The 10,945-nt window shown below is 42.0% G+C and carries 8 protein-coding genes; all 8 read left to right on the plus strand.

Annotated features, from left to right (window positions below):
• Positions 1-62: 62 nt before the first annotated feature.
• Positions 63-935, plus strand: a complete 873-nt coding sequence (locus BM003_RS09960; RefSeq protein ID WP_093672654.1) for an RpnC/YadD family protein — start codon at positions 63-65, stop codon at positions 933-935.
• 778 nt (positions 936-1,713) lie between these two features.
• A complete protein-coding gene (locus BM003_RS09965; protein WP_245734193.1) occupies positions 1,714-3,645 on the plus strand; it encodes an N-acetylmuramoyl-L-alanine amidase in 1,932 nt (643 codons plus the stop codon).
• Positions 3,646-3,969: 324 nt separating this feature from the next.
• Entirely contained in the window at positions 3,970-4,665 is a 696-nt protein-coding gene (locus tag BM003_RS09970) for a FadR/GntR family transcriptional regulator (protein WP_177184741.1), read from the plus strand.
• A 191-nt stretch (positions 4,666-4,856) separates the two neighbouring features.
• Positions 4,857-5,645 (plus strand): substrate-binding periplasmic protein, encoded by a 789-nt coding sequence (locus BM003_RS09975; protein ID WP_093672660.1) that lies wholly within the window; start codon positions 4,857-4,859, stop codon positions 5,643-5,645.
• A gap of 67 nt (positions 5,646-5,712) precedes the next feature.
• Positions 5,713-6,375 carry an amino acid ABC transporter permease gene (locus BM003_RS09980; RefSeq protein WP_093672662.1) on the plus strand — a complete coding sequence of 221 codons (663 nt, stop codon included), beginning with the start codon at positions 5,713-5,715 and terminating at the stop codon, positions 6,373-6,375.
• 58 nt (positions 6,376-6,433) lie between these two features.
• Positions 6,434-7,219: an amino acid ABC transporter ATP-binding protein gene (locus tag BM003_RS09985; RefSeq protein WP_177184746.1), complete on the plus strand. Its 786-nt coding sequence runs from the start codon at positions 6,434-6,436 to the stop codon at positions 7,217-7,219.
• Positions 7,220-7,246: 27 nt separating this feature from the next.
• Positions 7,247-8,542 (plus strand): aspartate aminotransferase family protein, encoded by a 1,296-nt coding sequence (locus BM003_RS09990; protein ID WP_093672664.1) that lies wholly within the window; start codon positions 7,247-7,249, stop codon positions 8,540-8,542.
• Between the two features lie 281 nt (positions 8,543-8,823).
• The gene (locus BM003_RS09995; RefSeq protein ID WP_093672666.1) at positions 8,824-10,293 is read left to right on the plus strand and encodes an NAD-dependent succinate-semialdehyde dehydrogenase; all 1,470 of its coding nucleotides are present in this window, start codon (positions 8,824-8,826) and stop codon (positions 10,291-10,293) included.
• Positions 10,294-10,945: the final 652 nt, after the last annotated feature.

Here is a 10,945-nt window from a genome sequence, read left to right on the forward strand (position 1 = left end):
ATTCGCTTCACGTCACACATTCCTCTCCCATGACCGAAACATACCTCGCAAGGAGGCTTCCTATGTCTACAGACCACGATCGACGCTTTAAAGTCCTGCTTCACGAGTTTTTTGATGAATTTCTCGAAGCCTTCTTCCCAAAAATTTACCAGGCGCTTGATCTTTCCGAGAAAAAATTTCTTTCCGAGGAACTGTTCGCGGATATGGTCGAAGGCGACAAAAAACGGGCAGATGTTATCGCGGAAACGAAGCTGAAATCAAAAAAAGACGTCATCCTGATTGTCCATCTTGAAGCACAGAATTATTACCAAGAAGATTTTTCCGAACGGATGTATATCTATTACAGCATGATCTATCTGAAATTTCGAAAACCTGTTTTACCCATTGCCATTTTCAGTTATGATGGAGTTAGAGATGAATCTGACGAATTCGTGGTAAAAGTACCTCATCTAATGGTTGTTAGCGTGTTCCATTTTTTGAAACTCGAACTTTCCAGAATGAACTGGCGAAAATTTATGAACAGCAATAATCCGGCCGCCGCCGCGCTGATGAGCAGGATGAACTACTCGAAAAGAGAACGTGTGCAGGTACGACTTGCTTTTATCAGGCAAATGATCAACATGCATCTTGGAGAAGCGCGTGAGAGCATGATCAATGGATTTTTCGAGACCTATCTTCAATTAGACAAGGAAGAGGTGGATCAATTGACGAATCAAGCTAAAAAACTTCCGGAAGAAATCCAAGAAGAAGTGCTCAAGTGGCCCAATTCTACTTATGATCGCGGAAAACAGGAGGGAATTGAACAGGGAGAACGAAAAGCAAAAGAACAGGTTGCCCGGAAGCTGCTGCAAAAAGGAATGAGTCATGCTGAAATCAGTGAATTGACCGGATTGAACGAAGCAGCGATTAAATCGATCGCAATCGCCGGTGAATGAGCCAATTATAGAGTTTACCCAATGAATGACCACCGGTCGTATTTGCTAGTACAGGTAAGATGGATCCTCGTGTTCCAAGAATCGTTTTGGAGCACGAGGGTCATTTTCTTACTTACAGTTGCTCAATTACTTTTTTTAGAATTCCGTTGCTCCTTGATTCTGCGTAGAACCGCGTCAATCAGTGCCGAAAAACGGGTGTTCAGTGAGGTTCGTTTGTACTGCAATTAAAAAATTTTTTGAAGATTTACATGAGAAATGAGAAACGCCTTGTTAGGACAAATGACGCATATAGATTATTTTGGTAAGACTAGATCGGTGAGTAATATGGAAAAATGTTGTTCGTTTGGTCCGGTAATTTGGTAGGAACAAAAATAAATAGGAAGAAAAGATTAGTTGAAAAGGATCTATATAGTTCATTCTATAATGAATATTCGTAATATTGACAACTATAGTTGCCGCTTTTATACTAAATTTAATCCTGACTGGTCCAAGTTTCAAGATTCCACAATTACCCATTGTCGGCCGCTTGAATCATCTGGAACTGAGGGAAAATGGCAACCGGGATGAGTCCCGCTTGCGCGTTATTACATGGTTAATCAACATCCTATTTGCGTCTGCTTTGTCTTCATCAACCGAGACAAAAACCAGCCTGGGCATGACTTCAGGCTGGTTTTTGTTTTTTTTAGAACGCATCTCGGAGGTGGTGATCCGCGCGTCATTTGCCCACTTTTGCCCGACTGTGATTGTTTAAGTCAAAATGAACGAGGAAGTGAATGCTTTGAAAGTAAACAAACAAATTTGCCCTACTAATCGCTATAAGTTCGTTTCATGGTTAGTGATTCTCTTTTTGTTCATCTTCATCTGCATGACGAATACACCGGCACATGCCGAATCACAGAATAGTAATCAGATAGGCCTTCAAAACGCATTTCAAAAGGCGGCCGATGCTTATCACGTGCCGCTTAGCATTCTGATGTCGGTTTCCTACAACGAAACGAGATGGGAAGGTCACCACGGCCAGCCAAGCACCTCCGGCGGTTATGGTGTGATGCATTTGACCGAGAGTGCTCCATCAGGTGATCTATTTGCAAAAGGTGATAAAGTTAATAAGGATGTGGGCACAACATCTGAGAAAAGTGTGAATACATTGAATCAGGCGGCAAAACTGCTTGGCACTGCTCCTGAGTCGCTCAAAAGTGACACGGAGAAGAATATTCTTGGCGGAGCTGCCCTGCTCGCCGATTATCAGAAACAGATCACAGGACAACTTTCACATGATCCTGGAAAGTGGTACAGCGCGGTCGCAAAGTACAGCGGATTTGCTGATTACGATACTGCGGCCGATTTCGCCAATCAGGTCTATAAAACAATTAATCAAGGCGCAGTCCGACATTTTTCTTCTGCGGGGACGGTACAGCTTGCGGCGAAACAAATTAAACCCAACAAGCAAAATCTTGCACATCTTCATCTCCACAAGCGGAAACATGGACATGGAGACAGCCTAAAAGGAGTCGATATGCAAAACGTTCCGGCCTTATACAAAGCATTTTCCGATTCTGACGGTGATTACGGAAACTATGATCTTGCCAATCGTCCAAGGGACGGTCAAGAGATTCGCTACATCATCATTCATGATTCTGAAGTGAGCTATGAAGGAACGATCAATACTTTTTTACAACAAAACTATGTCAGCGCGCACTATGTGATCCGTTCTTCCGATGGACAAATCACCAAGATGGTAGATCCAAAAAATGTGGCATGGCACGCGGGAAATTGGTATATTAATAGTCATTCGATCGGCATCGAGCATGAAGGCTACGCGGTCGAAGGCTCGACCTGGTACAGTGAACCGATGTACCGAGCGTCGGCAAAGCTCGTCAACTATTTAGCAAAAAAATATGATATTCCACTAGACCGTGAGCACATTATCGGTCATGAGGAAGTACCCGGCTTGAATCCGACGCGTCAGCTCGGCATGCACTGGGATCCGGCCGCATATTGGGATTGGGCGCATTACTTCAAGCTTCTCGGCGCACCATTTTTAAAGAGCAACCATTCGCTTGGATCGAGTAAACGCGGCAGCATTGTGACCATTAATCCTGATTATCAGACCAATAAACCTGAAACAACATACAACAATGAGCCGCTCGAGCCGAAATCTGCAAACTTTGTATATCTGTACACGGAGCCTGATTTCAGCGCGCCGCTGCTTAGTGATCCGATTCTTCATCCAAACGGGAACGGAACGACTGCGCTTAATGATTGGGGCGATAAAGCAGTTGCCGGCCGCTCTTATTTCAAGGCGGACCAGACGAAGGACTGGACAGCAATTGACTTCGGTGGCCAGAAGGCATGGTTCTATAATCCGAAAGGCACAAATACGATTACGAGCAGTGGAATGCTAATCACACCGAAAAAAGGTGCGGATTCGATTCCGGTTTACGGATCGGCTTATCCTGAGGCAGCTGCCTATGATAAATTTTCCATTCCATCTGTCGGCATTACGCCGATTTACGCGATGCCTGCCGGACAATTCTATGTCGCAGAGAAAGCGGTAGGATCCGATTATTATTATGCGAAGCTGTTCAATGCGCCCGAAACTTATCATGTGGTGAGTGGTAACGATCAGTATTACCAAATCTCCTACAATCATCGCATCGCATTTGTGAAAAAGAGCGATGTAAAAGTGAAGAAGCCATTTTTTTACTAAACAAGCGATAAAAGATGAATAGAAAAACGAAGTCCCCTGAAGTTCGATTACTGAAAATCCGGCTTCAGGGGTTTTGTATGAAAAATATGCAACTTATTTAAGAGGGCTATTAAATAACTCATGAGTTTTTACAGAATAGTGAGTGTTCATTTATATTTATATGCTTTGATTTCTATTGGATTTGCGGCGTTGTACACCAATCGTTCATATTCTCTGTAACATCTTCTATCTTTTCATTTCTGTTGTTAAACTATATTATTAAATGAATAGATTTCGAGTAAATAGAATCGTCAAACGTCAAATTTATTGAGAGGAACGATTTTTTTGGGCGTAAATTTACTGTATTCACAAATCATATCCGATGTTGAAGATAAAATAAAAAGCGGCGTGCTCGAGACGGGTCAAAAGCTGCCTTCCGAGCGTGAAATGTCCGCGCAGTATGAAGTCAGCCGGGCCGTTGTTCGAGAAGCCATCAAAGTACTTAATGAAAAAGGGCTCGTTGAAGTCAAAGTAGGCAAAGGCATCTATGTGACGAAACCGACCAATTCCAATGTCACCCGTGCGTTGCTACGCGTCATTCGTTCAAGCGATTCAACGCTTGAGGATATGATAGAGGTGCGAGAAGAGCTTGAGCTATCTGCAATAAGAAAGGTGATTGCTAATAGTGACTCAACTGGTATGGGAAAATTGAGAAATGCGTGCAGCTTAATGGATAAAGAAGGAATTAAAGTTTCGGAATTTGTTGACAAAGACGCGCAATTTCATTTAACTCTTGCAAAATTAACTGATAATAATATTTTTTACCTTTTAATAAGTTCTTTTTATGATCTAATTGATAAAGCACTATTTGATCTTTCTCATATGGTTCCTTCGGACAATGAAGAGGCACAAATTCAGCATTGGACTATTGTTAATGCGCTAGAACAGAAAGATCTTAAGTTGTCAGAGAGAACAATGAGGGCTCATATGGATATGATTAGAGACGAGGTCAAAATGCTACGAGAAAGACATTTGATCTAACTGTTGGTTGATTTTGTAAAAGTATGTCAGAATTCCTTTCAATTTAATAGAAGAATGAAAATAATAATACTATTATAATAATTAATAACAGAAGGTTTAAAAAGAGTTTATATTTTCTGTTATTAATATCGGACTTACCGGTTAGACCAGTTATACCATCGAGAAATCTAATACAATTGGGAGGTTTTAAGGTGAAAAAATCAGTTGGTATTGTTTTGTCGTTGATTTTAGTTTTAGTTTTGAGTGCGTGCGGTACAAATGAATCTGGAAATTCTTCATCACGTAGCTCAAGTACATTTGATGCTATTAAGAAGAAAGGGGAAATAACTATTGCAGTTGATGATACCTATCCTCCAATGGAATTTCGCAATGATAAAAATGAACTTGTGGGGTTGAATATTGATCTTGCCAAAGCAATTGGAAAAAAGCTTGGGGTAAAAGTAAAACATATCCCAACAGCCTGGGATGGGATTATCCCCGGACTAAATACAAAAAAATACGACATAATCATGTCATCCATGAATATTACTGATGAGCGAAAAAAACAGGTTGACTTTGTCAAATATCTAGATTTTGGACAAGTTATTGTTACTAAAAAAGGAAACCCTTTAAAAATTCAAAAACAAGGAGATTTAAAAAATAAAACTGTTGGAGTTCAGATAGGCACTACAAGCGAAACGGCTGCAAAAGAAATAGGTATAAAAAAAATAAAAACTTATAATGGCTTCACTGACGCATTTAATGATATGGGTGCGGGTAGGCTCGATGCCATTGTTGTTGGGGAAATGGTTGGCCGTTATTATGTTAAAAACCAGCCAAAATCGTTTGAAATAATTGGTGATAGTTTCCAAAAATTGCCTGTGGGAATTGCAGTTCGTAAAACAGATAAAAGTTTATCTGCTGCACTTGCTAAAGCAGTTAAAGAATTAAAAGACGATGGTACTTTTACTAAAGCGGAAGCTAAATGGTTTGGTGAATGAATGCAAGCATAAATAGTTTGTAATTGTAAACTGCAGTTTTGTTAAAGAAGAGCAAGGAGGACAATTAATGGATTCTTTTTTTAGCTTTTCAATTAAGTATCTACCTTATTTGCTAGAAGGAACAGTTGTAACAGTTGAAGTTGCTGCACTTTCAATAGTTATAGGATCTATTTTGGGCATCGTCATTGGAATCGGTCGAGTATCTCAAATAAAAGTCATCTCTCAATCTTGCAGATTCTATATTTGGCTCGTAAGGGGAACACCTCTCTTACTTCAATTGTTTATCGTGCATTTTGCACTACCAGCCGTGAATCCAATATTAACTTTTCCTCCCTTTGTATCTGCGGTTATCGCATTTTCAATAAATTCTGCCGCATATATCGCCGAAATTGCGCGGGGAACAATTCAATCCATTGATACAGGACAAAATGAAGCAGCACGCTCGCTAGGGTTTAGTCGTAAAGAAGCGATGTGGCTCATTATTTTTCCTCAGGCTTTTAGAAGAATGTTGCCGCCATTAGGAAATGAGTGTATTGCTTTGATTAAGGAATCTTCACTTGTGTCGACTATTGCTTTGTATGATCTGCTTCGTACTGGACAGCAAGTAATTAGTAGTACCTATCGTTATATGGAAATTTTTACAATGGTTGCAATCATTTATTTGGTGCTTACAACAGTTATGAGCTTTATTGTTGGAACGATTGAAAGAAAGGTTAGCTTGTATGAATAAAATGAATTCCGTAAAAGGAGAGAGATCCTTGACAGATGAGATACAACTTCAATTTCCTATATTACAGTTTAAAGGTGTGTTTAAAAGCTTTGGCGAAAACCATGTGATACGGGGACTCGATCTTAATGTAGATAAAGGGGAAGTGGTTGTTCTAATAGGATCGAGTGGCGCTGGGAAAACTACCTTGCTTCGATGTGCAAATCTGCTTGTTCCCATTGACAGAGGAGAAATAATATACAGCGGATCTCCTGTAATTCATGTCAATGAAGGGAATTCAAATCAATTAACGACTAAAGAATTAAATCAGTATCGAACTGAAATTGGATTTGTTTTTCAACACTTTAATTTATTCCCACATATTTCGGTAAGAAAAAATATAACACTCGCTTTAGAGAGAATAAAAAAAATGGATAGTAATGCAGCTAAGGAGAAAGCATTGGATCTACTCTCTTGGGTGGGTTTGAAAGGTAAATCTGACAATTTTCCAAGTCAATTATCAGGCGGGCAAAAACAAAGGGTAGCAATTGTGAGAGCATTGGCGATGGAACCAACAGTTATGCTATTTGATGAACCGACATCTGCTCTTGATCCGGAAACAGTAGGGGATGTTTTAGATGTCATGATGAAATTAGCAAAAAAAGGGATGACAATGTTAATAGCGACTCATGAGATGGAATTTGCTAGAGAAGTTGCTGATCGGATTATCTTTATGGATAAAGGGGTGATTGTTGAGCAAGGTACGCCACAAGAGATTCTTAATCGACCAAAAGAAGATAGAACACGAGAATTTTTATCAAGAGTGTTACCAAAACATCATTCTCTAGGTGAAAATTCAGAAGATTAATAAAAATAATAATTGGAGGCTTTTCAAATGGATGATAAAGCAATGAGCTTATATGAACGAGCAATTAAAGTTATTCCACCAGTTGCATCAAACAGAGCAACAAAATTGGAGATTGTTAAAGCAAAAGGTGCTTATCTGTGGGATACGGAAGGAAAAAAATACTTAGATTTTGCAAGTGGGATAGGCGTCACTAATATGGGTCATAACCATCCTTATGTGATCGAAAAGGCCAAAGCGCAGATGGAAGACCTCGTCCATGCTGGCCATAATGTCGTATTCTATCCTTCATATGTGGAACTTGCGGAACGGCTTAGCGCGGAATTGGATCATGACTATAAAGTCTACTTTTCAAACAGTGGCGCAGAGGCTGTTGAAGGCGCACTGAAACTTGCCAAATGGGCAACGAAACGTCCGGGAATCATTTCATTTAAGCGCAGTTTTCATGGTCGGACAATGGGGGCGACGACAGTTACCGCTTCTAGTTCGGTTTATCGTCAAGAATACGAAGGACTGATGCCGAGCGTCTATTATGCGGAGTATCCCTATGCATTTCGAAGCGGGCTGAGCGAAGATGCGGAAGTCGATCGCTGCATCCAATCAATCGAAGAAATTTTCCACTATTTGATTGCTCCTGAAAAAGTTGCGGCCATTATTATGGAACCTCAGCAAGGTGAAGGAGGCTACATTGTTCCACCCAAACGCTTTGTTGAACAGGTACGACAAATTTGCTCCGAGCATGGCATCCTCTTAATTTTTGATGAAATCCAATCCGGATTTGGAAGAACGGGCGAACTGTTTGCTTGGCAGAACTTTAATGTGGAGCCGGATATTATGTGCGCGGCGAAAGGCATAGCGAATGGTTTTCCGCTCAGCGCGGTCATTGGCAAAAATGAAGTCATGGATCAATGGACCGCTGGAGCGCATGGAGGAACCTTTGGAGGAAATCCGGTTTCTTGTGCTGCGGGCTTGGCTGTGCTGGATCTTCTACATCAAGGCGTTTTGGAAAATGCGAAAAAAATGGGTGTTTATTTTAAAGAAAGACTGGAAGTGCTTGCCCAATCTTTTTCGATCATTAAGGATATTCGCGGACTTGGATTGATGATTGGCATGGAATGTATGGCTGCAGATGGTAAACCTGACAGCGACATTATTGCTAAGTTAAGAGAAACGGCTTTGGCAAAGGGCTTGCTTCTGCTAAGCTGCGGCGTTGATAAAAATGTGATTCGCTTTATACCGCCGCTTGTTGTGACAAAGGAAGAGATTGATCTTGCAGTCTCTATTCTACAAGAGTCTTTTGAAGAAATTTTGGCTAAAACAGTTTGATTGGCTATGCCTTTCGACTTTTTAGATAGATCTGCAGGGCAATTATTCTGCGGTCATGCACCACGTCGGTATTGGATACCGATGATTTTTAACCCCCCTTTTTATTGATGGCGCATCTCCAAGTACTAGAGAGATGGCCTTTTTATGTCGGGTACCGTGAGTTGTAGAAGGTATCTCTGCAATCAAATTTTCCGGTGGAAGTTAGTGATTGGATCAGGTATGCTTGATTTATTGTTCGAACATTCATCAGAAGATTATTACACAAACGAGGTGGACCAATGATGACAGAAATAGATTCATATGTGGACAAGGCACCGAAGCAGCTCTTTATCGGTGGGAAATGGCTCGACGCAGATAGTGGAGAAGTAGATGATGTGGTTAATCCGGCTACTGGAAAAGTAATCACGCAGGTAGCGCGAGGCGGAGCGATTGACGCTGAAAAGGCGATTGATGCGGCGCAGGCTGCGTATCCTGTATGGGCATCGCTTCCTGTGGATGAACGCGCCAAAATCTTACGCAAGGTCGCGGATTTAATTACGGAAAAGGCGGACGAACTCGCCGCAATTATGACTATTGAACAAGGAAAACCGCTTGCGCAGGCCAAAGGTGAGGTGCTGGGCGGTGCGGAAAGTGTTCGCTGGCATGCGGAAGAACTACGCCGCGTCTATGGAGAAACCATTCCCGGACCAAACGGACATCTCTTTCTTGTTCAAAAGGAACCACTTGGTGTGGTTGCTGCCATCACACCATGGAATTTCCCGTCATCAATGATTACGCGGAAGATTTCACCCGCACTTGCAGGCGGCAACGCGATTGTACTCAAGCCGTCACCGGAAACACCGCTTTCAGCAACAGCACTCATGAAAATTTTCCAAGAAGCCGGAATTCCTGACGGCACGGTGAATCTTGTTATGGGTGACGCGCCAGCAATCGGCAAGGTACTGACTTCAAGCAACCTCGTCCGCAAAATCACGTTCACCGGATCAACCGCGGTTGGAAAAATGCTCTTTGGACAGTCTGCGGAAACCTTGAAGAAGGTCTCATTGGAGCTTGGCGGTCACGCGCCGTTTATTGTTTTTGACGACGCGCCGATAGATAAAGTCGTAGGCGATCTGGTATCTTCCAAATTCCGAAATAACGGACAAGTATGCACATCGCCAAACCGTATTTTCGTCCAAGAGGCAATACTGGCTGAATTTACAGAGAAGCTCATTGCAGCGGTGAAAAAGGTAAAGGTAGGCAATGGTTTGGAAGAGGGCGTGGACGCAGGTCCGCTCATCCGTGAAGACGCGATTGGAAAAATTCAACGCCAGATTAATGACGCGGTTGAAAAAGGCGCGGTACTTGAGACAGGTGGTAAGCGCCTGACGGATGGCGCCTACGCAAACGGTAATTTTTACGCGCCGACTGTATTGACCGGCGTAACCACGAAAATGGACATTTTTTATCAAGAGACATTCGGCCCGGTACTGCCGGTAATTGTGTTCAAGGATACTGATGAAGTGATCGGTATGGCTAATGACACGAACTATGGTCTTGCCAGCTATTTCTATACCTTGGACCTGAAACGGATTGCTAAAGTCAGTCAAGGCTTGCAGTATGGTATGGTTGGTGTGAACAGCAACACGGTTGCCTTCACGCAAACCCCGTTTGGCGGTGTGAAGCATTCCGGTTTCGGCAGAGAAAACGGACATCAAGGTATCGATGATTATGTTAATGTTAAATTTATCAATCTCAATTATGGGATTTAAGTAAGTCATTAGAAAACTTGGCTTCGCCAAGCTTTTGAAAAGGGAGAAGCTAAAACTTAGTTGCAACGGCTACGCACCGATAGGACCGCCGAGTGTCTGTGGCGTAGGAAGCTTTTCCGCGTAGTGCATGGGACACGCATCGCATATAGCGGAAGACCCTCTATACTAGGTTCCGCTAATCGTTCATAATTTTTATTTGTAAAAAAGCACCGAAAACCCAGGCAATCGGGTTCGGTGCCTTTTTGCTTGCAAAAGAAACAAATGCGGCATTCGCCAAAAGGTGAAACGATCGATAAAAGTTCCAAGACGCTTGATTATAATAAATTCTAGTAAAGATATTATTAGGAACAGTATAAAGAAGCAAGCTTCCGGCCTTACTTATGCAGCTATTCATGGTTCACTCAGAGAGTTACTAAAATTACTTCTGATTAAAGAAATAAATCACTGCGCAGTAAACGTGAGATGCGCAACAACACGGTGCGCGAAAATTACTAGATTAAGTCCCGACTTGCCGGGATAAAGCTTGAGCTTGGCGTCCATTTCCGGGTAAGACCACAGTTTTCCGGGATAGTCCCGGATTTATCCCGGATTAAATGCCAAGTTTCCCTGATTAAGTCCCAAATTGCCGGGATAAAGATCGAGCTTGGCGTCC

It is taken from the genome of Sporolactobacillus nakayamae (assembly GCF_900113325.1).
Classification (GTDB): domain Bacteria; phylum Bacillota; class Bacilli; order Bacillales; family Sporolactobacillaceae; genus Sporolactobacillus; species Sporolactobacillus nakayamae.